At 54.3% G+C, this 19,847-nt stretch carries 21 protein-coding genes and 1 pseudogene; 15 read left to right on the plus strand and 7 right to left on the minus strand.

Annotation, left to right across the window (positions count from 1 at the left end; translation table 11 throughout):
• Window positions 1-14: 14 nt before the first annotated feature.
• Window positions 15-1,370 (plus strand): acetyl-CoA carboxylase biotin carboxylase subunit, encoded by a 1,356-nt coding sequence (gene accC / locus DQM29_RS14370; protein ID WP_111742111.1) that lies wholly within the window; start codon window positions 15-17, stop codon window positions 1,368-1,370.
• Window positions 1,371-1,439: 69 nt separating this feature from the next.
• On the opposite strand, the gene DQM29_RS14375 is transcribed toward accC, so the two are convergent.
• A complete protein-coding gene (locus DQM29_RS14375; protein WP_111741326.1) occupies window positions 1,440-1,871 on the minus strand; it encodes a GFA family protein in 432 nt (143 codons plus the stop codon).
• A 144-nt stretch (window positions 1,872-2,015) separates the two neighbouring features.
• Here DQM29_RS14375 and DQM29_RS14380 point away from each other — a divergent pair, with 144 nt between their 5' ends.
• The 8 genes and pseudogenes from DQM29_RS14380 to DQM29_RS14415 all read left to right on the plus strand — a co-directional run bounded on the left by DQM29_RS14380 (window position 2,016) and on the right by DQM29_RS14415 (window position 8,945).
• Complete coding sequence (locus DQM29_RS14380) at window positions 2,016-2,411, plus strand: tautomerase family protein (protein ID WP_111741327.1); 396 nt, start codon at window positions 2,016-2,018, stop codon at window positions 2,409-2,411.
• A 188-nt stretch (window positions 2,412-2,599) separates the two neighbouring features.
• Entirely contained in the window at window positions 2,600-2,845 is a 246-nt protein-coding gene (locus DQM29_RS14385; RefSeq protein ID WP_111741328.1) for a YhdT family protein, read from the plus strand.
• A complete protein-coding gene (gene panF, locus DQM29_RS14390; RefSeq protein ID WP_111741329.1) occupies window positions 2,835-4,283 on the plus strand; it encodes a sodium/pantothenate symporter in 1,449 nt (482 codons plus the stop codon). The genes DQM29_RS14385 and panF overlap by 11 nt, the downstream gene beginning before the upstream one ends.
• Before the next feature lie 10 nt (window positions 4,284-4,293).
• On the plus strand, window positions 4,294-5,178 hold the full coding sequence (gene prmA / locus DQM29_RS14395; RefSeq protein WP_111741330.1) for a 50S ribosomal protein L11 methyltransferase: 885 nt from the start codon (window positions 4,294-4,296) through the stop codon (window positions 5,176-5,178).
• A 258-nt stretch (window positions 5,179-5,436) separates the two neighbouring features.
• Window positions 5,437-6,444 (plus strand): tRNA dihydrouridine synthase DusB, encoded by a 1,008-nt coding sequence (gene dusB / locus DQM29_RS14400; RefSeq protein WP_111741331.1) that lies wholly within the window; start codon window positions 5,437-5,439, stop codon window positions 6,442-6,444.
• Window positions 6,426-6,722, plus strand: coding sequence for a DNA-binding transcriptional regulator Fis (gene fis, locus DQM29_RS14405; RefSeq protein ID WP_111741332.1), 297 nt, complete (start codon window positions 6,426-6,428; stop codon window positions 6,720-6,722). The genes dusB and fis overlap by 19 nt, the downstream gene beginning before the upstream one ends.
• Before the next feature lie 183 nt (window positions 6,723-6,905).
• Window positions 6,906-8,285: pseudogene (locus DQM29_RS14410) on the plus strand (PepSY-associated TM helix domain-containing protein); the annotation flags it as partial.
• A gap of 105 nt (window positions 8,286-8,390) precedes the next feature.
• On the plus strand, window positions 8,391-8,945 hold the full coding sequence (locus DQM29_RS14415; RefSeq protein WP_111741334.1) for a hypothetical protein: 555 nt from the start codon (window positions 8,391-8,393) through the stop codon (window positions 8,943-8,945).
• 536 nt (window positions 8,946-9,481) lie between these two features.
• Here DQM29_RS14415 and DQM29_RS14425 read toward each other — a convergent pair.
• A complete protein-coding gene (locus tag DQM29_RS14425; protein WP_111741336.1) occupies window positions 9,482-11,650 on the minus strand; it encodes a YgiQ family radical SAM protein in 2,169 nt (722 codons plus the stop codon).
• Window positions 11,651-12,002: 352 nt separating this feature from the next.
• On the opposite strand from DQM29_RS14425, the gene nrdD reads away from it, so the two are divergent.
• The 3 genes from nrdD (at window position 12,003) to DQM29_RS14440 (ending at window position 15,116) form a co-directional block, all read left to right on the plus strand.
• Window positions 12,003-14,141: an anaerobic ribonucleoside-triphosphate reductase gene (nrdD, locus tag DQM29_RS14430; protein ID WP_111741337.1), complete on the plus strand. Its 2,139-nt coding sequence runs from the start codon at window positions 12,003-12,005 to the stop codon at window positions 14,139-14,141.
• Between the two features lie 80 nt (window positions 14,142-14,221).
• Complete coding sequence (gene nrdG, locus DQM29_RS14435; protein WP_111741338.1) at window positions 14,222-14,686, plus strand: anaerobic ribonucleoside-triphosphate reductase-activating protein; 465 nt, start codon at window positions 14,222-14,224, stop codon at window positions 14,684-14,686.
• Window positions 14,687-14,705: 19 nt separating this feature from the next.
• Entirely contained in the window at window positions 14,706-15,116 is a 411-nt protein-coding gene (locus DQM29_RS14440; protein WP_111741339.1) for a DUF2251 domain-containing protein, read from the plus strand.
• An 11-nt stretch (window positions 15,117-15,127) separates the two neighbouring features.
• Here DQM29_RS14440 and DQM29_RS14445 read toward each other — a convergent pair whose 3' ends face one another.
• Window positions 15,128-15,583 (minus strand): YhbP family protein, encoded by a 456-nt coding sequence (locus tag DQM29_RS14445; protein WP_111741340.1) that lies wholly within the window; start codon window positions 15,581-15,583, stop codon window positions 15,128-15,130.
• Window positions 15,584-15,694: 111 nt separating this feature from the next.
• Between DQM29_RS14445 and DQM29_RS14450 the strand changes: the two genes are divergently transcribed.
• The gene (locus DQM29_RS14450) at window positions 15,695-16,012 is read left to right on the plus strand and encodes a GIY-YIG nuclease family protein (protein ID WP_111741341.1); all 318 of its coding nucleotides are present in this window, start codon (window positions 15,695-15,697) and stop codon (window positions 16,010-16,012) included.
• A gap of 1 nt (window position 16,013) precedes the next feature.
• Here DQM29_RS14450 and DQM29_RS14455 read toward each other — a convergent pair whose 3' ends face one another.
• From DQM29_RS14455 to relB, 4 genes are all read right to left on the minus strand, one after another.
• Window positions 16,014-16,517: a GNAT family N-acetyltransferase gene (locus tag DQM29_RS14455; RefSeq protein ID WP_111741342.1), complete on the minus strand. Its 504-nt coding sequence runs from the start codon at window positions 16,515-16,517 to the stop codon at window positions 16,014-16,016.
• Entirely contained in the window at window positions 16,511-17,032 is a 522-nt protein-coding gene (gene ubiT, locus DQM29_RS14460) for a ubiquinone anaerobic biosynthesis accessory factor UbiT (RefSeq protein ID WP_111741343.1), read from the minus strand. The genes DQM29_RS14455 and ubiT overlap by 7 nt, the downstream gene beginning before the upstream one ends.
• A gap of 148 nt (window positions 17,033-17,180) precedes the next feature.
• On the minus strand, window positions 17,181-17,450 hold the full coding sequence (locus tag DQM29_RS14465) for a type II toxin-antitoxin system RelE/ParE family toxin (protein ID WP_111741344.1): 270 nt from the start codon (window positions 17,448-17,450) through the stop codon (window positions 17,181-17,183).
• On the minus strand, window positions 17,440-17,646 hold the full coding sequence (gene relB, locus DQM29_RS14470; protein WP_415270871.1) for a type II toxin-antitoxin system RelB family antitoxin: 207 nt from the start codon (window positions 17,644-17,646) through the stop codon (window positions 17,440-17,442). The genes DQM29_RS14465 and relB overlap by 11 nt, the downstream gene beginning before the upstream one ends.
• Before the next feature lie 212 nt (window positions 17,647-17,858).
• On the opposite strand from relB, the gene ubiU reads away from it, so the two are divergent.
• Together ubiU and DQM29_RS14480 are read left to right on the plus strand one after the other, a co-directional pair.
• A complete protein-coding gene (gene ubiU / locus DQM29_RS14475; RefSeq protein WP_111741345.1) occupies window positions 17,859-18,854 on the plus strand; it encodes a ubiquinone anaerobic biosynthesis protein UbiU in 996 nt (331 codons plus the stop codon).
• Window positions 18,855-18,867: 13 nt separating this feature from the next.
• On the plus strand, window positions 18,868-19,749 hold the full coding sequence (locus DQM29_RS14480; protein ID WP_111741346.1) for a U32 family peptidase: 882 nt from the start codon (window positions 18,868-18,870) through the stop codon (window positions 19,747-19,749).
• Window positions 19,750-19,847 lie beyond the last annotated feature (98 nt).

A 19,847-nucleotide genomic window follows, 5' to 3' on the forward strand; every position in this document is an offset into this window, starting at 1 on the left:
TTATGTCTAAAAAAATGGGCAAGATTGAGAAAGTTGTCATCGCAAACCGCGGCGAGATCGCGCTGCGTATTCTGCGCGCCTGTAAAGAGCTGGGTATTAAAACCGTTGCGGTTCACTCCAGCGCTGACCGCGATTTAAAGCACGTGCTGCTGGCAGACGAAACCGTCTGCATCGGCCCGGCTCAGTCAACCAAGAGCTACCTGAACATTCCGGCGCTGATTGCAGCGGCAGAAATTACCGGTGCCGACGCGATCCACCCCGGCTACGGCTTTTTGTCAGAAAACGCTGACTTTGCCGAGCAGGTTGAGCGTTCCGGCTTTATCTTTATCGGACCTAAAGCCGATACTATTCGCATCATGGGCGATAAAGTTTCAGCCATCAATGCGATGAAAAAGGCTGGTGTTCCCTGCGTTCCCGGTTCCGGCGGCCCCCTTGACGGCGACATGGTAAGAAACCGCGAGCTGGCCAACCAGATTGGCTATCCGGTCATTATCAAAGCCTCTGGCGGCGGCGGCGGTCGCGGCATGCGCGTCGTGCGCGGTGAAAAAGAGCTGGAAGAGTCCATCATCATGACCCGTGCGGAAGCGAAAGCCGCTTTCAACAACGACATGGTGTACATGGAGAAATTCCTTGAGAACCCACGCCATATCGAAATTCAGGTTATGGCTGATGGTCAGGGCCACGCGGTCTATCTGGCCGAGCGCGACTGTTCGATGCAGCGCCGCCACCAGAAAGTGGTGGAAGAAGCGCCAGCACCCGGCATTACCGAAGAGGTTCGCCGCAACATCGGCGAGCGCTGTACTAAAGCCTGTATTGAAATCGGCTATCGCGGCGCGGGTACGTTTGAGTTCCTATATGAAAACGGCGAGTTCTACTTCATTGAGATGAACACCCGTATTCAGGTTGAGCACCCGGTTACCGAAATGATCACCGGCGTAGACCTGATCAAAGAGCAGCTGCGCGTCGCCGACGGTCAGAAGCTGTCTCTGAAGCAGCAGGACATTCACGTTAAAGGCCACGCTATCGAGTGCCGTATCAACGCAGAAGATCCGAACAACTTCCTGCCGTCGCCGGGTAAAATTACCCGCTTCCACGCGCCGGGCGGTTTCGGTATTCGCTGGGAGTCTCACATTTACGCTGGCTACACCGTGCCGCCGTACTATGACTCAATGATCGGCAAGCTTATCGCCTACGGGGAAACCCGCGAAGTGGCTATTTCACGCATGAAAAACGCCCTGGCTGAGCTGATTATCGACGGCATCAAAACCAACGTCAGCCTGCAAATGCGCATTATGGAAGACAAAGGCTTTGAAAAAGGCGGCACCAACATCCACTATCTGGAAAAAATGTTGGGCATGCACGAGAAGTAAGTCGCTGTAAACCGACTGTCATCACAAAACGCCGGAAGATTAATTTCCGGCGTTTTTTATTTTCTCAGGCTACGTTTTATCCGGCGGAGCGTACATGGCAATAACCTCGGCCTCGGTCATCATCTGCATCTCACCGACAAAGCTGTAATAGTCTGGCTTGCGGTCAATAAAGACCTGAATATCGAAAACGAGACTTTCCGCATCGTCAAACAGCCCTATCGGTACGGCATACTGCTGACCATCCACTATTCTATAGAACAGGCTAGTGCCGCACATCTTGCAAAACCCGCGTTCGGCCCATTCCGATGAACGAAACACGCCGATGTGCTCTTCACCGCTAAACGTGACTTCTGTACCACAATCCACCGCTAAAAAGGGCCCACCGCCCCACTTTCGGCACATCCCGCAGTGGCAGGCACCAACGTGACGGCTCATTTTGCCCGCAGTAATGCCGACGCTACCGCACAGGCAGCGGCCGTGCGCAATTTGAGTCTCTGACATGGTGCTCTCCTCTCTTGAAACACTGAGATATCAGCGGCGAGAAGCGCTGCCTCTAAGCCGCCGTTTTAAACACGATTTAACCCGTGGAAAAGCGGATGATAGAACGTACAATGAAAACTTGGACGCCATTCTCAGGAGAACACTATGCCCTATTTACAGCTAGACGTTAACGGCAGTTACGATGCCGAACAGAAAAAAGCGTTAGCGAAAAGGCTCTGCCAGACCTATACCGAAATGATGACGGTGGACATTCGCCGCATTAGCATCGCCATTCGGGAAACCGGCGACGGCGGCGTTTGGCGCACCGTCAATGAACAGGGCGATCTTGAGCGCGTTTCTGTTCTGATGTGCGACATCCGTGAAGGCCGCCCGGCAGAACAAAGGATGGCGCTGGCAAAGCGGCTTATCGACGACTGTGTGGAGATTCTGGGGCTAAGAGAAGACCGCCTCAACGTCGAATTCACCCAGCACAGCGGTGACGAAATGTATCACCCTACCCTCGGCGGCTTTAGCCCTGACTGGTCACCCAACGAAAAATAGCGCCGCAGGCTGGCACAAAGAGGGCGACTCGTTCGTCCTCAAGCAGATTTCGCTTCTGACGCCCGCGTTAAAATAGTGCTGTGCAAACGCTTCCGTTTCCGTACAATTCTATCCCTTGATTATTACGCTTCCCGAGCTGAACGCTCGGGAAATGAATCGCACCGACAGACAATGACGGAGTCGCAACTATGGATCCTCGCTTTACTCAGGCCCATAAGGAAGCGCGCTGGGCGGTATGGCTGACGCTAGCCTATCTGCTTGCCTGGTCGCTGGCCGCCTACCTGCCGGATTCACAGCAGGGAATCACCGGCTTGCCTCACTGGTTTGAAATGGCCTGCCTGCTGGTTCCCCTGATCTTTATTTTGCTGTGCTGGCTTACGGTTCGCTTCATTTTCCGCGATATCCCGCTGGAGGATAACGACGATGCAGCTTGACGTTATTCTGCCGCTTCTCGCCTATCTTTTTCTGGTGTTTGGCCTGTCTATCTATGCCTATCTCAAACGCCAGAAAGGCAATTTTCTTAACGATTACTTCATCGGCGACCGCTCGATGGGCGGATTTATTCTGGCCATGACGCTGACCGCAACTTACATCAGCGCCAGCTCGTTTATCGGCGGGCCGGGCGCGGCCTATAAGTACGGGCTGGGCTGGGTGCTGCTGGCGATGATCCAGCTACCTGCGGTCTGGCTTTCTTTGGGCGTGCTGGGTAAGAAGTTCGCTATTCTGGCGCGGCGCTACAACGCGGTCACCCTTAACGACGTGCTCTACGCCCGCTATAAGAGCAAAGCGCTGGTCTGGTTCGCCAGTATCAGCCTGCTGTTGGCCTTTATTGGCGCCATGACCGTACAGTTTATCGGCGGCGCGCGGCTGCTGGAAACCGCCGCCGGAGTGCCCTACGACATCGGCCTGCTAATTTTCGGTGCCACTATTGCCGCGTATACCGCTTTCGGCGGTTTTCGCGCCAGCGTGCTAAATGACGCACTACAGGGCGTCGTTATGCTGGTGGGTGCAATTCTACTGTTGGTCGCCGTTATCTATGCAGCGGGCGGCCTAGGCTCTGCTGTCGACAAACTGGAAGCTATCGATCCAAAGCTGCTTTCCGCGACGGGTGCTGACGACTTTCTTTCCCTGCCGTTTATGGCTTCGTTCTGGATCCTCGTCTGCTTTGGCGTTATCGGCCTACCGCACACCGCAGTGCGCTGTATCGCCTACAAGGACAGCAAAGCGGTGCACCGCGGCATTATCATCGGCACGGTTATCGTCGCCATTTTGATGTTTACTATGCACTTGGCAGGCGCTCTGGGCCGCGCCGTGATGCCGGGCATGACCATTCCCGATCAGGTGATCCCGGCGCTGATGATTAAAGTGCTGCCTCCCGTCGCCGCAGGGATTTTCCTTGCCGCGCCGCTGGCCGCCATTATGTCGACGATTAACGCACAGCTGCTGCAGGCTTCTGCCACGCTGGTAAAAGACCTCTACCTCAGCCTAAAGCCGGAACAGATGAAAAACGATCGCCGGCTAGCCAGAATCTCAAGCTGGGTCACGTTTATTCTGGGACTGCTGCTTATTCTCGCCGCCTGGCGACCGCCGGAAATGATCATCTGGTGGAACCTGCTGGCGTTTGGCGGGCTGGAAGCCGTGTTCCTGTGGCCGCTGGTGCTTGGGCTTTACTGGGAGCGGGCGAACGCCTACGGCGCACTGTGTTCCATGGTGTGTGGCGCAGTCTGCTACGCGGTAATGGCGACGCTAGGTCTGTCCTTCTACGGACTGCATCCCATTGTGCCCTCGCTGGCACTGGGAATTATCACTTTCCTGATCGGCAACGTAGTGGGAGAGCGCAGCGCGCATCCTTCCGCCGTCAGTTTAAAATAAGAGAAACGCTATGCCCTGGATACAGTTAAAGTTAAACACCTCTGGCGACAAGGCCGAAGACATCGGCGATGCGCTGGTGGAAAGCGGTTCCGTCTCCGTCACCTTTCAGGATACTCACGACGTGCCGGTTTTTGAACCGCTGCCGGGGGAAACCCGCCTGTGGGGCGATACTGACGTCATCGGCCTGTATGATGCCGAAACCGACATGAAAAGCGTCGTCGCTATGCTGGAACAGCATCCTCTGTTCGGCACAGGATTTGCTCATAAGATTGAACAGCTGGAAGACAAAGACTGGGAGCGGGAGTGGATGGACAACTTCCACCCTATGCGCTTCGGCGAACGCCTGTGGATCTGCCCCAGCTGGCGCGAAGTGCCCGATAAAAACGCCGTTAACGTCATGCTTGACCCCGGTCTGGCTTTCGGCACCGGAACCCACCCAACGACTGCCCTGTGCCTGCAATGGCTTGACGGACTGGATCTGGCGGGTAAAACCGTGATCGACTTCGGCTGCGGTTCCGGCATTCTGGCCATCGCTGCCCTTAAGCTGGGTGCAGCCAAAGCCATAGGTATCGATATCGATCCGCAGGCGATACTCGCCAGCCGTGATAATGCGGAACGCAACGGCGTTGCAGAGCGCCTAGAGCTCTATCTGCCAAAAGATCAGCCCAGCGACCTGCGCGCAGACGTCGTCGTGGCTAACATTCTCGCCGGGCCGTTAAGAGAGCTGGCGCCGCTGATTAGCCAACTGCCAAATGCCGAAGGGCATCTGGGGCTGTCGGGAATTCTCGCCTCACAGGCGCAGGACGTCTGTGCCGCCTACGAAGGACTCTTTACGCTGGATCCGGTAGCGGAAAATGCGGAATGGTGCCGCATAACGGGTGTCAGAAAAGCCTGACAGAAACCTTTAACACGTCAACAGGCCGCCTCTCGCACAACACGTGTCGTTAACAAAAGAGGCGAGCTGTAGCAAAAAGTTTTACTGAATAAACGAAACACAACTTATTGTAAAATAAATGAAAGATATTGCGCATCACGATCGGGGTCAGGTTTCTTTGATTTTAGTCGATAATTGTTCAAAGTTTGGCCTTTCATCTGAACCAAAAAATGCGTAATATACGCGCCCTTGCAGATACATATGGTCGTTTGACTATCCATGCGCATTGGTAATCTTGAGTTGACAAATCGTTTAATTGCCGCCCCTATGGCGGGAATTACGGATCGCCCGTTTAGAACGCTATGCCACTCGATGGGTGCCGGAATGACGGTATCTGAGATGCTCTCTTCCAATCCGGATGTGTGGCGAACCGATAAGTCAAAGCTGCGTATGGTTCACTTTGATGAGCCCGGCATTCGGGCAGTGCAAATCGCCGGGTGTGACCCTGACGATATGGCGCAGGCCGCACGCATCAACGTGGAAAACGGCGCTCAGTTGATAGACATCAACATGGGGTGCCCGGCCAAAAAGGTTAACCGCAAGCTGGCGGGATCTGCACTGTTGCAGTATCCAGAGCTTATCGGGCGGATTCTCCGAGCCGTCGTCAACGCTGTTGACGTTCCGGTCACGTTGAAAACCCGCACAGGCTGGGATCCCGAGCAGCGCAACTGCATTGAGATAGCCCAGCTTGCTGAACGCTGCGGTATTCAGGCCATTACGATTCACGGCCGCACGCGCCACTGCCTGTTTAACGGTGAAGCGGAATACGACAGCATTAAGGCTGTAAAACAGAATGTCGGTATCCCCGTTATCGCTAACGGAGATATCACTGACCCGCATAAAGCCAGAGCCGTACTGGACTACACCGGAGCTGACGCTCTGATGATTGGCCGGGCCGCTCAGGGAAGACCTTGGATCTTCCGGGAAATCCAGCATTACCTGGACACAGGGGAAGTGCTTCCACCTATGCCGCTGCAGGAGGTGGAGCGTTTGTTAACTGCGCACGTGAGCGCCCTGCACGACTTTTACGGGTCGGTTAAAGGGCTTCGCATCGCACGTAAGCACGTTTCCTGGTATTTACAGGAGCACGTCCCCAACGACCAGTTCCGACGGTCCTTCAACGCCATTGACGATGCCGATGAGCAACTCGATGCATTGAGGGCATATTTTGAAATTTTGCCTAACCAGATAGAAGAGCTAACAGAACCATGTTCGAACAACGCGTAAATTCTGATGTATTAACTGTCGCTACCGTCAACTCACAGGATCAAATCACGCAGAAGCCTCTGCGCGACTCCGTCAAACAGGCTTTAAAGAACTACTTTGCTCAGCTTAACGGTCAAGACGTTAACGATCTTTATGAACTGGTTCTGGCTGAAGTAGAACAGCCACTGCTGGATATGGTGATGCAGTACACCCGCGGTAACCAAACCCGCGCTGCGACCATGATGGGCATCAACCGCGGTACGCTGCGCAAGAAGCTTAAAAAATACGGCATGAACTAAGATTCCCCGTAGCCTTTTATGAAAGCGCCTGCCGGAAACGGCGGGCGTTTTTATTGAGTGTTAGCCTCCCCCGACAGCCTGCCAAAAAGCTCTTATCCTCCCCTCTTAAAATCAACTAAAATATTTACACAAAATTAACAAAAAGATATCATTCTCATTCGTTTCATTTGCTTCGCGTCAGGGATGCGCGCCTATTGCAGTGGAGATCCCATGACCCACACCCAGCCCCCATCAGCGCTGCTGGACCTTATTCGCCGCCTACATTTTTACATCGGTCTGTTTGTTGCACCTTTTATTTTTATCGCCGCTCTGACCGGAACGCTGTACGTTCTGACCCCGCAGCTAGAAAGCTGGATCTACGCCGAGGCGCTGGAAGTTGAACCACAGGGTGAAGCCAATCCGCTGTCTGATCAAATCGCTTCCGCGCGTGAATACGCTGGGCAAAGCGCCAGAATTTATGCCGTTCGCCCCGCCCCAGAGGCGACTGACACCACACGCGTACAGTTTACCGCCCCTACCCTCGGCGAGTCTGAATCCCGAGCCATTTTTATCGACCCGTATACGCTGGCGGTAAAAGGCGATATGGCGGTCTACGGCACCAGCGGCATTTTACCCCTGAGAACAGCTATCGATCGACTGCACCGCGATCTACTGCTGGGAAGCGTCGGCAGAAACTACAGCGAACTGGCCGCCTCCTGGCTTTGGATCGCCGCGCTCGGTGGGTTACTTCTATGGTGGACGTCTCGCCCGCGCCGTAAAGTCCGTCAGGTCAAAGGCGCTTCGGCAAAGACCCGGCATCGCCACGTAGTAACAGGAATCACTCTTTCGCTTGGCCTGCTGTTCTTTTCTGCCACGGGGTTAACCTGGTCTCAGTGGGCGGGAAGCAATATTGACAGCCTGCGCATGCAGCTCGGCTGGCTCACGCCGCAGGTTAACGTGACGCTGGCTAAAATGCCGCAGACTGCTCCCCACGCAGAGCATGCTCACCACTCGATGACAGGGAACTCCGCCACAAAAGAAGGCAATGCGCCCGATGCCGACTGGGACAGCGTACTTGCCTCTGCCCGAAGCGCGGGTCTAGGTGCAGCAAAGCTTGAAGTACGCCAGCCCAAAAACGACCGCAGCGCCTGGACAGTAACAGAAATCGATCGCAGCTGGCCAACGCGGGTAGATGCCGTATCCATTCACCCGGACGGATTTACCCTCGTCGATCGAGTGAAATTTAAAGACTTCCCTCTGATTGCTAAGCTGACCCGCTGGGGCGTTGACGCCCACATGGGCGTGCTTTTCGGTTTAGCCAACCAGCTGCTGCTAGCGGCGTTCGGCACGGGGCTCTGTGCGCTTATCGTCTTTGGCTACCGCATGTGGTGGCTTCGCCGTCCAAGAATGCAGGACAGCGCTCCTAGCCGTACTTTACTGTCGGCCTGGTGGCGGCTGCCTCGCTATCAGAAAGTGCTAAGCCCGATAGCCGCTGCGGCACTGGGCTATGCCCTTCCTGCGATGGGTATAAGCCTGCTCGCCTTTTTACTGGTCGATCTGGCGCGCTGGAAAATGCGCGACGAACAGACATCAAGCTCGCTTCAAACACCCTAGGCACTGTAGGCGTCTTGCATATGACGCCCTGCTGCCGTAAGGTACCACGCACAAACATCAAGGATGAAAGACACCATGGAAAATGAGCTACCGCTGTTTGCCTACGCTGCCCCGCTGGCTGCTGTTCTGGGCGTGATTCTGCTGGTCTGGTGTGTGAAAAAGCTAGGGAGGATTATTTTCCCAAAAACGCGAATCCTCTTTTCCAGCAGCGAGGAAAAAACCGTTACTTTACCGGCTCCAGGGCGCTATGTGATTTCTGTTGTCTTCCCGATGCGCGCCGTTTTTATTGGTGTGTCCCACTATTCCGCCAGCTTTAGCATAGAACACCTCACGCGTTCTCAGGCTGTGGCATACCACCACTACAGTCGACTGAACCTCTTTCGCGTTCAGCGTTCCGATATGCGGGGCAACAAGTCGATGCCTTTAGGCGATTTTGAATGTGAAGAAGTGGGAGATTACCGCATTGTCTGTACAACACCGGAGAGCATTCGTTCCGACTTTTCCCTGGAAGTTTCCAACTACACTTCCCCACTGTCTCTGATGGGCTTCATTCCCCTAACAATACTGGCCTTCGGTATGACAGTTGGTGGAATTATTGTATCGCTGGCGATATTTACTGGGCGAATCTAGCCCGTAAACGACATCGGCCTTCGCTGCGTTTTTTATCTTCCCTGTTTCCGGCTTCATCTATACTTACTGTACGCCCACTCGTGGCAGTCGGAGGTTATCATGATGACGCTCTCATTCTTTCGCGCTAACGTAATCGGTTTTGCGATCTGTTCGCTCCCTACGTTATCGAATAGCTGTGCGCCCAAAAATACAGAGCATCCACCAAAACCGACGCTTAAAGAGAAGACTAAGCCGGAGAAACCATCCAGCGTTTAGGCTTGGCGTTCAGCATAGATCTAGCTTTTCATTTTCTAAGACGAATACCGGTCTCTGTTTAGTTCCTATTACTCTAATGATGAGTCAACAGAAAGTAGATAAACCAGCCTACCAACAGACTACAGCCAAACAAAACAGCAAATAACAGCGTTCGCCCAAAGCTATGCTGCCCGTTCATTTTTAATGAGACATTCCACAAGGCAATCACCAAGCAGCAGAAAATAAAAATCAGCGGAATACCAATAAATCCCATATGTTTACTTCCTTTCTACTGTTCGCGTTTAACTGCGCTTCTTTTTACTCTGTTCACCCGCCGAGCGCTGATGCGCTATCGGCGTATGCTTAGTCAACGCAGGCCGGGTATTTCGCTGACCACGGCGCGCAGCGCGCTGCTCTTCAATGGTTGCCGCAGGCACCAGGCACTCGCGGCGGCTGCCTATCAGGTGTTTAAGCCCCATTTCTTCCAGCGCGGTGCGGATCGCCGGCCAGTTAGCCGGGTCGTGATAGCGCAGCAGCGCTTTCTGCAAGCGACGCTGGCGATCGCCCTTAGGCACCGCTACGTCTTCGCTTTTATAGTCCACTTTCCCCAGCGGGTTTTTGCCGGTGTAATACATAGTGGTTGAGTTGGCCAGCGGTGACGGATAGAAGTTCTGCACCTGATCCAGACGGAAACGGTGCTTTTTCAGCCACAGCGCCAGATTGACCATGTCTTCGTCGGTAGTACCCGGGTGAGCAGAGATAAAGTACGGGATCAGATACTGCTCTTTGCCCGCCTGCTTTGAATAGGCGTCGAACAGCTCTTTAAAGCGGTCATAGCTGCCCATGCCCGGCTTCATCATTTTTGACAACGGCCCCCGCTCGGTATGCTCCGGTGCGATCTTTAGATAGCCGCCCACGTGGTGAGTCGCCAATTCCTTAATATAGCGAGGATCCTGCACCGCCAAGTCATACCGCACCCCGGAGGCAATCAGGATCTTCTTGATACCCTTCAGCGCCCTCGCCCGTCGATAGAGCTTAATCGTCGGCTCGTGGTTGGTGTCCATATGCTGACAGATTTCCGGATAGACGCAGGAGGCGCGGCGGCAGGTCTGTTCTGCCTTCGGCGACTGGCAGCGCAGCATGTACATGTTGGCTGTCGGCCCGCCAAGGTCGGAGATAATCCCGGTAAAGCCCGGCACGGTGTCGCGAATGGCCTCGATCTCGCGCACAATGGAGTCTTCCGAGCGGCTTTGAATGATCCGCCCTTCGTGCTCGGTAATAGAGCAGAACGAACAGCCGCCGTAGCAGCCGCGCATAATATTGATCGAAAAACGGATCATTTCGTAGGCGGGAAGCCGTGAGCCTTCATAGGCCGGATGAGGCACCCGCTGGAAAGGCAATCCGAATACGCTGTCCATCTCTTCCGTCGACAGTGGGATCGCCGGAGGGTTAATCCAGATATAGCGGTCGCCGTGCTTTTGCAGCAGCGCTCTGGCGCAGCCGGGGTTGGTTTCGTGGTGAAGAATGCGCGACGCGTGCGCATACATCACTTTGTCGTTTTTGACCTTTTCATAGGAAGGCAGCAGCACATAGGTTTTTTCCCACGGCTTGGGCTTCGCGGGCTGAACCACTACCTCTTTGGCCTTGGGCTGCCTTTCTGGGGCAAACGGGCTGTCATCGTCAACACAGGGTAGATCGTCACCGTAGGGATGAGGAATCGGATCAATGCGCCCCGGCTTGTCCAGCCGCGTTGAGTCAACACCTGACCAGCCCGGCAGAGGCCCTTTAGCCATAATCGCCGTATTACGGATGTCTTTGATTGCCTCAATCGGCTCGCCGGCCGCCAAACGGTGTGCCAGCTCCACCAGCGGGCGCTCGCCGTTGCCGTAAATCAGCATGTCCGCCTTGGCGTCCATCAGCACCGAACGACGCACGGTATCTGACCAGTAGTCATAGTGGGCGATGCGCCTCAGGCTGGCTTCAATCCCCCCCAGCACGACCGGCACGTCTTTATAGGCCTCTTTACAGCGCTGGCTGTACACCAGCGTGGCGCGGTCAGGCCGCTTGCCGCCGATATTATCCGGCGTATAGGCATCGTCGTGGCGCATGCGGCGATCGGCGGTATAGCGGTTAATCATCGAATCCATGTTGCCCGCCGTAACGCCAAAAAACAGGTTCGGCTTGCCCAAGCGCATAAAGTCTTCTTTATTCGTCCAGTCCGGCTGGGCGATGATGCCAACGCGAAAGCCCTGTGCTTCTAGCATACGGCCGATAATTGCCATGCCAAAGCTGGGATGATCAACATAGGCATCCCCCGTCACCACAATCACGTCACAGCTGTCCCAGCCTAGCGTATCCATCTCCTCTCGGGACATGGGCAAAAACGGCGCGGTGCCAAAACACTCCGCCCAATAGGGCGTATAGGAAAACAGCGAGCGCTCTGGCTGGATCAGACTTACGGGGGTGTTCATAGGGGGTTCTTCACTATTTAATCGGGATTACATTTATTGGGACGACGTCTATTAGGATAACGACGCAGCGCCGGGATTATACCCGTTTCCCCGCGCCAAGAGTGAAGAAATTTTCAGCAGCTATTTTTGAGACCCAGGTAATAAAACGCGAAATCCTTGCTCTGCATCAAACAAACGCGCTTTCATTTGTGGCAGATACCATATATAGTGCTTACATTAAAAACACACACCTACATATAGTGATTTTATCCACCTTTCATCCACAAGATCTCCCCTGCAAAGCGGGGTTTTGCTGTGGATAACTTGGAATAACGTAGTAAAAACCGTTAACTGATTGTCGAAGGAGCCAATAGTGAAACCTGTGGTGATTAAGCGAGATGGCTGCAAAGTGCCTTTTGATGAAGTACGCATCAAGGAAGCGATCGTACGGGCCGCCACCGCCGCAGAAATTAATGATGACGCATACTGCGCCAGCGTAGCAAAAGCCGTCGCCGACCAAATGGAAGGCCGCACGGCAGTGGATATCAACGAAATTCAGCAGGCGGTTGAAAACCAGCTGATGAGCGGTAACTACAAAACGCTGGCTCGTACCTACATCGAATACCGTCACGACCGCGATATTTCTCGCGAGAAGCGCGGTCGCCTTAACCAGGAAATCCAAGGCCTGGTAGAGCAAAGCGATCTCTCCCTGCTAAACGAAAACGCCAACAAGGACAGCAAAGTGATCCCCACACAGCGCGACCTGCTGGCCGGGATTGTCGCCAAACACTACGCTAAGCAGCACCTGCTGCCCCGCGACGTAGTGATCGCTCACGAGCGCGGCGAACTGCACTACCACGATCTGGATTACTCTCCGTTCTTCCCAATGTTCAACTGTATGCTGATCGACCTCAAGGGCATGCTGACCAAGGGCTTTAAGATGGGCAACGCGGAAATCGAACCGCCTAAGTCCATTTCTACCGCAACAGCAGTCACGGCACAGATCATCGCGCAGGTCGCCAGCCACATTTACGGCGGTACCACCATTAACCGCATTGATGAAGTGCTGGCGCCGTTCGTCACAGAGAGCTTTAAGAAGCACCGCAAGGTAGCCGAAGAGTGGAACATCCCCGATGCAGAGGGCTACGCGCATTCCAGAACGGAAAAAGAGTGCTACGACGCCTTCCAGTCGCTGGAGTATGAGGTCAACACGCTGCATACCGCCAACGGCCAGACGCCGTTCGTGACCTTTGGCTTCGGCCTTGGTACCAGCTGGGAATCTCGCCTGATTCAGCAATCGATTCTGAAAAACCGCATCGCAGGGCTGGGCAAGAACCACAAAACGGCGGTATTCCCGAAGCTGGTGTTCGCCATTAAAGACGGCCTGAACCACAAGTTCGGCGACGCTAACTACGACATCAAACAGCTGGCGCTAGAGTGCGCATCCAAGCGCATGTATCCGGACATTCTGAACTACGATCAGGTCGTTAAAGTGACCGGCTCGTTCAAAACGCCAATGGGCTGCCGCAGCTTCCTCGGCGTGTATGAAGAAAACGGTGAAATGATCCACGACGGTCGCAACAACCTCGGCGTGATCAGCCTGAACCTGCCGCGTATTGCGATTGAAGCGCGCGGTGATGAATCCCGCTTCTGGCAAATTCTGGAACAGCGTCTGCTGCTCGCCAAGAAGGCGCTGATGACCCGTATCGCCCGTCTGGAAGGGGTGAAGGCTCGCGTTGCGCCAATCCTCTATATGGAAGGCGCCTGCGGCGTTCGCCTGAAGCCTGACGATAACGTTGCGGATATCTTTAAGAACGGCCGCGCCTCCATCTCTCTGGGCTATATCGGCATTCACGAAACCATCAACGCGCTGTTTGGCAATAAGGAACACCCTTACGACAACCAAACGCTGCGCGAAAAAGGCGTCGAGATCGTTCAGCGCCTGAAAGTGGCGGTAGAAGAGTGGAAAAAAGAGACCGGCTACGGCTTTAGCCTGTACAGCACGCCGAGCGAGAACCTGTGTAACCGCTTCTGCCGTCTGGACACCGCTGAGTTCGGCGTGATTGCCGACGTGACCGACAAGGGCTACTACACCAACAGTTTCCACCTCGACGTGGAGAAGAAAGTGAACCCTTATGACAAACTGGACTTTGAAGCGCCGTATCCTCCACTCGCTAACGGCGGATTCATCTGCTACGGCGAATACCCGAACCTTCAGCACAACCTGAAGGCGCTGGAAGACGTTTGGGACTACAGCTACAGCCGCGTTCCCTACTACGGCACCAACACGCCAATCGACGAATGCTATGAGTGTGGCTTCTCCGGCGAGTTTGAGTGCACCAGCAAAGGCTTTACCTGTCCGAAGTGCGGTAACCACGACTCGTCGAAAGTTTCCGTAACTCGCCGCGTGTGCGGCTATCTCGGCAGCCCGGACGCGCGTCCGTTCAACGCCGGCAAGCAGGAAGAAGTGAAGCGTCGGGTCAAACACCTTGGCGCGGGGCAACTGGGCTAATTCACCGTTGCCTCTGACCGAAAGCCGCTTTATGCGGCTTTCGGTATCTTTAAAACGCTCGACTACAGACCGAATCTGCTATGAACATCCACCAGTATTACCCCGTTGATGTAGTCAATGGCCCAGGCACCCGCTGCACGCTGTTTGTCTCCGGCTGCGTCCATCAGTGCCCCGGCTGCTATAACCAAAGCACCTGGCGGCTTAATTCGGGCGTGCTGTTTACGCCGGAAATGGAAGACAAGCTCATCGCCGACCTTAACGACACGCGCATTCCGCGACAGGGATTAACGCTGTCCGGTGGCGATCCTCTCCATCCGCAAAACGTTCCCGATGTGCTTAAGCTGGTACAGCGTGTGAAGCGCGAATGTAAAGGGAAAGACATCTGGGTCTGGACGGGGTATAAACTTGATGAATTAACGCCGGAGCAGATGGAAGTCGTGGATCTTATCAACGTGCTGATTGACGGCAAGTTCATCAAAGAGCTGGCAGACCCAGCTCTGCTGTGGCGCGGCAGCAGTAATCAAGTGGTTCACAGACTGCGTTAAAAACTATTCAGGAGGAATGATGACGATTTACGTCACTGCACAGGATGAGCTTATCGTCGGCAGTGAGATAGCTGTAGAAAGCAATGCACCAGAAGGCGACTTGGCCGCCGTTTTTGAAGACGACGGCGACACCGGCTATTTTTACGCGCTCGACTATTCCGTTGAGGGTAATCCCATTCAGGACGCGGTTCACATCTATAACGCTGAAGACGTTACCGACGGTGAGAAGCCTTCTGAGGTGAAAATAGGCTGGTCAGAAGATAGCCGTAAGTGCGTGCTGCTCATTAACGGCTATCCGCACGGCGCATTCAACTTCGATACCAAACGCGGCTACTGTCGAACCGGTTTTCCTGATTCTATCGGCGAATGGTCTAAGGAAGGCCACCAGTGGGACGACGCTGTCGATCGCTTTTTCTATACCGAGCAGTAGCGGCTCTGCCGCTACGCTTCTTCCGATGAACGCTGCCACAGCCGCTTGGTGCCAAAGCCCGCGCGGTTGTCAGTCATCTTTACGTCATCAAGGGTCAGACGCCACAGCGGTGCTGACGCCATTCGGGCAATAGGGAAACGTTTAAGATAGAGCGCTCTCGCCCGCTGAGCTTCTTCACCTTCCAGCAGGTTCAAACGCCCCCGATACTGAATCCCCTGAATCAACAGCACGTTGCGCGTTTGCGCGGTTATTGTTCCCGATACACACTCGTGATTCAGCGCCGCCCGCCCGTGGCGAGTGGTGGTTTCCGTCATCAGAAACAGCGACATCGAATCAGCGTCAAAGGCGTAAAAACAGCTGGCGCACCACGGCAGGCCGTCATCTTCAGTCACGCACAGAGTAACAACGTGCTGCTTGCCCAAATAGCGACAAATGGCCTTTAGCGCCTGTTCACTGCTCTCGCTCATGGAACCTCGATATAGCGGGAAAAATAGGAAGAAGGGTCACCACGTTATCACAACCTCTTTTAGCCAGAAAGCTGATAATATAGCGGCCTGCGCAACTTTACGGGATCACAAGTGGAACACGATGCTCCGGCCGCTTCGTCGGCCATCTGGCACCTGTATATCATAGAAACCAGCAGCGGCAGGCTATACACCGGCATTACTGTGGATATTGAGCGTCGGTTTAAACAGCACCAAAGCGGGAAAGGCGCCAAGGCGCTGCGGGGCGCAGGCGAGCTCAAGATGGTTTATCAGTGCCGTATCGGCGAACACTCGCTGGCACTCAGGTTGGAATATCGCCTCAAGCAGCTTAACCGCAGGCAAAAAGAAAGGCTGGTACTTGACCAGCCTTCTCTTGCTGAACTTTCTTGCCTGTTAGGCTGCGAGCTTTAATTTAAAAGCGATCAAAGGGCTCAGAATAGGACACCAGCCCCGATGCGTTTAATAGCGCATCATCCGCCAGCGGGTAAACCTGAAACGCCGCTTCGGTTTCCGGCCACTTGCACCACAGCCCTGCGTCCGCGGCGTTTTTAAACCCCAGCGCGCCATAGTAGGCGGGCTCACCCAGCGTCACCACTGCGGCATAGCCAAACTCGTTCAGCGAATCCAGCCCTTCATACACCAGCGCTTTGCCAAGCCCCTGCCTGCGATAGCCTTCTGCTACCGCCAGCGGTGCCAGCCCAACCCACTGAAGCTCTTCGCCGTTGACCATTACCGGGCTAAACGCTGCATAGCCAATTACGCCACCCTCGTCGTCGGTCGCAACCACGCCAAGCGTGATCAGGCCGTCTTCCCGAAGGCTATGAACCAGCTCGGCCTCTTCACCACCAGGAAAAGCCTCTTCAAGCAGCCGAGCAATACCGGCAGCATCAACGGGTATTTCAACGCGGATCAGCACGATACAGACGCGTGCGAAGTGGCTTCGCCGCCCTCTTTCAAACCGGCTTCAACGAATTCGGCAAGCTGCATCAGACCAATACGCAACGGTGCGGGCATGCTGTCCAAGTCGATAGAGTCCATCAGGTTTTTGACGTAAAGCCCCAGCTCGGTATCGCCCTCAATCACCAGGCGACGTTGGAAAAACAGCGTATCCGGATCCTGCTTACGAGCAGCAATCAGGACTAAATCATTGGCCTCGCCGCTAAAGCTGACGTCCTCCTGCTGGTTTTCGCTCACCAGCAGCGTTCCACCGCGCACGGTAACAAACCAGCGAAGTTCCAGATCCCGCACTTCAACCTTTAGCCAGCGATCTTCCAGAAAGTCCAGCTCCCCTTCCGCCAGCGCCTGCTTAAACTGCCAGCTTAACACCTGTTGCAAAACCTGCTTTTGCAGAGCAAACGGCGTTAACTTAATGGGTAAACGAAGAAAAGACGGTCCCTGACGGACCAAACGCGCTCTTAACTGTGCTAACACGGACTCACTCCTGCAAAAAACGATTGGCGCTATTGTGCCACAATGGAGGAGAAAATCATGAGGATTGGTCAAAAAATTGTCAATTGGGGGTAAACCCAAGACTGCCGAAATCAATCAATAAGCGAGGTTACACATCAGTACTAAAAAGTCAGGGATACTCCCGCTTTGCATGTAGAACACTAAGAATTTCAATGCGGTCAGAAATTCGATAAACAACAATATAGTTAGGATGAACTACAATTTCCCGCGTGCTTAATACTCTTCCTTGGCGATGTCTATAAGGGTAAGAAAGTAGAGCTTCTGTAGCAGCAATAATATCTCTGTAAAGTTGAAAGGCCGCTTGAGAATTGTAATCGTCAATGTAATCGATAATTGCCCATAGCTCTTCCTGAGCGTCATCAGTCCATTCAACCCACATTATGTACCTTTCGCTTTGCGTCCAAACGCACCTGTATTTCAGCAATAACTTGCTCATGCGGGATCCGAGGCTTAGCGCTGTTCATTGCGGCTTCAACCTTAGCCCTAAACCAGCGATCGTAACTATTGGCCTGTTCCTGAGTCTCAAACTCGGATTCGGTAGGCGATGGCTTTATCGTCATATCGCATCTTTTCATCTTGCTGCTCTCCTTGATGATGTTTCGACCAGTATAGCTTCCCGCAAAAAACACACCAAGCCCAATGGTACAAACCTGCGAGACATCTCGAGTATGTATGACCAATAGATTCACCCAATCTACAAATAGCTGCCTCAAATCAAGATTCGTTATCAAAAGGTTAACTACAATCGGCAACAAGCGTTTTATATGATGATTTTCAGGAATTTTTGATGGAACTGCTCTGCCCCGCCGGTAACCTACCGGCACTCAAAGCGGCGATCGATAACGGCGCCGACGCAGTCTATATCGGCTTTAAAGACGACACTAATGCCCGCCACTTTGCGGGGCTAAACTTCACAGACAGCAAACTGGCTGAAGCAGTGGACTACGTTCACCGTCGCGGCCGCAAGCTGCACGTGGCGATCAACACCTTCGCCCATCCGGACGGCTTCTCCCGCTGGCAGCGGGCAGTCGATCAGGCTGCTGACATCGGCGCAGACGCGCTGATTCTGGCAGACATTGCCATGCTGGAATACGCCAGCGAACGGCATCCGCAACTAGAGCGCCACGTATCGGTGCAGGCCTCCACCACCAACGAAGAAGCCATTAAGTTCTATCAGCGCAACTTTGACGTCGCTCGCGTGGTGTTACCCCGCGTGCTGTCCATGCATCAGGTCAAACAGCTCGCCCGCGTCAGCCCGGTTCCGCTGGAAGTGTTCGCCTTCGGCAGCCTGTGCATTATGTCTGAAGGCCGCTGTTATCTTTCTTCTTACCTGACCGGCGAATCACCCAACACCGTTGGCGCCTGTTCACCGGCTCGCTTTGTTCGCTGGCAGCAAACGCCACAGGGGCTGGAATCTCGCCTTAACGACGTGCTGATCGACCGCTATCAGGACGGAGAAAACGCAGGCTACCCAACCCTGTGCAAAGGCCGCTATCGGGTGGACGGCACGCTTTATCATCCGCTGGAAGAACCTACCAGCCTCAATACTCTTGAACTGCTGCCGGACTTGCTGGCCGCCAACATTGCCTCGGTGAAAATAGAAGGGCGTCAGCGCAGCCCAGCTTACGTGAGTCAGGTGGCAAAAGTGTGGCGGCAGGCAATTGACCGCTGCCTAGCGGATCCGCAAGGCTTTACGGTAGAGCCAGCGTGGAATGAAACTCTCGGAGCCGTCTCGGAAGGTACCCAAACCACCCTAGGCGCTTACCATCGTCAGTGGCAGTAGGCAGGAGAAAGAGATGAAATACGCACTGGGTCCACTGCTGTACTATTGGCCTAAAACCGACACCGAAGCCTTCTACCGAGCGGCAGCCGAAAGCAGCGCTGACGTGATTTATCTGGGTGAAACGGTGTGCAGCAAGCGCCGCGATATGAAGTCCGCAGACTGGCTGGCGATGGCAAAAGAGCTGTCGCAGTCCGGCAAGCAGATCGTACTGTCCACGCTAGTGCTGCTGGAAGCGCCGTCAGAGCTGAACGAGCTTAAGCGCTACGTTGAAAACGGCGATTTTCTGATTGAAGCGAATGACTTTGCCGCGGTCAACATGGCTGCGGAAAGAAACCTACCCTTTGTTGCAGGACCCGCCCTAAACTGCTACAACGCCTACGCGCTGCGCCTGCTGTTAAAACAGGGCATGACGCGCTGGTGCATGCCGGTAGAGCTTTCCCGCGACTGGCTGGCTAACCTGCTGGTTCAGTGTGAAGAACTGGATATCCGCAATCGCTTTGAAGTGGAAGTCTTCAGCTACGGCAACCTGCCGCTGGCCTACTCTGCCCGCTGCTTTACCGCCCGCTCGGAAAACCGCGCCAAGGACGAATGCGAAACCTGCTGCATTAACTACCCGAACGGCAGAGAGGTGATTTCTCAGGAAGACCAGCGGGTGTTTGTGCTTAACGGCATCCAGACGCAAAGCGGCTACTGCTATAACCTCGGCAATAACCTGAAAGAGATGGCTGGGCTGGTTGACGTGGTTCGGCTGTCCCCCATGGGGCTCGACACGCTAGCGCTGGTTGACGACTTCCGCCGAAACGAACAGGGAGAAGCTCCGCTACAACTTCAAGATCAAGTTGACTGCAACGGCTACTGGCTACGCGTTGCGGGGCTGGAGCTGATTGAAGCATAGACGATACTACCCGGCTAATCTTACGGGTCAGTTCTTATGATTCAATAGGGGAATAACCGAAACGCCGCGACGTCAGCCGCGGCGCTATTTTACTTTAT

It is taken from the genome of Leminorella richardii (assembly GCF_900478135.1).
Classification (GTDB): Bacteria; Pseudomonadota; Gammaproteobacteria; order Enterobacterales; family Enterobacteriaceae; genus Leminorella; species Leminorella richardii.

Excerpts from the sequence above, each read along its gene's own strand:
- ubiU (WP_111741345.1), top strand. The coding sequence starts at position 17,859 with ATGGAACTGCTCTGCCCCGCCGGTAACCTACCGGCACTCAAAGCGGCG.
- nrdG (WP_111741338.1), top strand. The coding sequence starts at position 14,222 with ATGAACATCCACCAGTATTACCCCGTTGATGTAGTCAATGGCCCAGGC.
- accC (WP_111742111.1), top strand. The coding sequence starts at position 15 with ATGGGCAAGATTGAGAAAGTTGTCATCGCAAACCGCGGCGAGATCGCG.
- DQM29_RS14375 (WP_111741326.1), bottom strand. The coding sequence starts at position 1,871 with ATGTCAGAGACTCAAATTGCGCACGGCCGCTGCCTGTGCGGTAGCGTC.
- dusB (WP_111741331.1), top strand. The coding sequence starts at position 5,437 with ATGCGCATTGGTAATCTTGAGTTGACAAATCGTTTAATTGCCGCCCCT.
- DQM29_RS14480 (WP_111741346.1), top strand. The coding sequence starts at position 18,868 with ATGAAATACGCACTGGGTCCACTGCTGTACTATTGGCCTAAAACCGAC.
- relB (WP_415270871.1), bottom strand. The coding sequence starts at position 17,646 with ATGAAAAGATGCGATATGACGATAAAGCCATCGCCTACCGAATCCGAG.
- DQM29_RS14415 (WP_111741334.1), top strand. The coding sequence starts at position 8,391 with ATGGAAAATGAGCTACCGCTGTTTGCCTACGCTGCCCCGCTGGCTGCT.
- DQM29_RS14385 (WP_111741328.1), top strand. The coding sequence starts at position 2,600 with ATGGATCCTCGCTTTACTCAGGCCCATAAGGAAGCGCGCTGGGCGGTA.
- DQM29_RS14440 (WP_111741339.1), top strand. The coding sequence starts at position 14,706 with ATGACGATTTACGTCACTGCACAGGATGAGCTTATCGTCGGCAGTGAG.
- DQM29_RS14445 (WP_111741340.1), bottom strand. The coding sequence starts at position 15,583 with ATGAGCGAGAGCAGTGAACAGGCGCTAAAGGCCATTTGTCGCTATTTG.
- DQM29_RS14425 (WP_111741336.1), bottom strand. The coding sequence starts at position 11,650 with ATGAACACCCCCGTAAGTCTGATCCAGCCAGAGCGCTCGCTGTTTTCC.
- fis (WP_111741332.1), top strand. The coding sequence starts at position 6,426 with ATGTTCGAACAACGCGTAAATTCTGATGTATTAACTGTCGCTACCGTC.
- panF (WP_111741329.1), top strand. The coding sequence starts at position 2,835 with ATGCAGCTTGACGTTATTCTGCCGCTTCTCGCCTATCTTTTTCTGGTG.
- DQM29_RS14380 (WP_111741327.1), top strand. The coding sequence starts at position 2,016 with ATGCCCTATTTACAGCTAGACGTTAACGGCAGTTACGATGCCGAACAG.
- prmA (WP_111741330.1), top strand. The coding sequence starts at position 4,294 with ATGCCCTGGATACAGTTAAAGTTAAACACCTCTGGCGACAAGGCCGAA.
- DQM29_RS14465 (WP_111741344.1), bottom strand. The coding sequence starts at position 17,450 with ATGTGGGTTGAATGGACTGATGACGCTCAGGAAGAGCTATGGGCAATT.